Annotated in this window: 1 protein-coding gene; it reads left to right on the top strand. The window is 64.7% G+C overall.

Going from position 1 to position 590, the window contains the following annotated elements; all coding sequences use genetic code 11:
* Nucleotides 1-590: MotA/TolQ/ExbB proton channel family protein (locus BN2476_RS43570; protein ID WP_087740297.1), on the top strand; the 590-nt coding region annotated here is incomplete at both ends.

Here is a 590-nt window from a genome sequence, read left to right on the forward strand (position 1 = left end):
ATCGTCATCAAGAGATGGAACGTCATGCGTCTCAAGCGCCTGACGAAAAACGCCGAGCGGACGTTCTGGCATTCGGATGACTTCAACGACGGCGTGAAGAAGCTCGGCAGCGATACGTCGTCGCCGGCTGAAAACCCGTTCCTCGCGCTTGCGCTGTCGGGCCAGGAAGCCGCCGACCATCATCATCAGACGCAGCCGCATCTGCACGACCGAATGGACGTGTCGGACTGGGTCACGCGCTGCCTGAAGGACACGATGGACGACAGCGTCGCGCGCATGCAGAGCGGCCTCGCGATTCTCGCGTCGATCGGCAGCACCGCGCCGTTCGTCGGCCTGTTCGGCACGGTGTGGGGCATCTATCACGCGCTCCTGACCATCGGCGCGACGGGCCAGTCGTCGATCGATCAGGTCGCCGGTCCCGTCGGCGAGGCGCTCATCATGACGGCCTTCGGCCTCTTCGTCGCAATTCCCGCCGTGCTCGGCTACAACGCGCTCACTCGCGCCAACAAGGCGATCGTCAGCAAGCTGAGCCGCTTCGCCCACGGCCTCCATGCGTTCTTCGTGACGGGCGCGCGCCTGTCGTCGACGAA

Source organism: Paraburkholderia piptadeniae (assembly GCF_900007165.1).
Lineage (GTDB): Bacteria > Pseudomonadota > Gammaproteobacteria > Burkholderiales > Burkholderiaceae > Paraburkholderia > Paraburkholderia piptadeniae.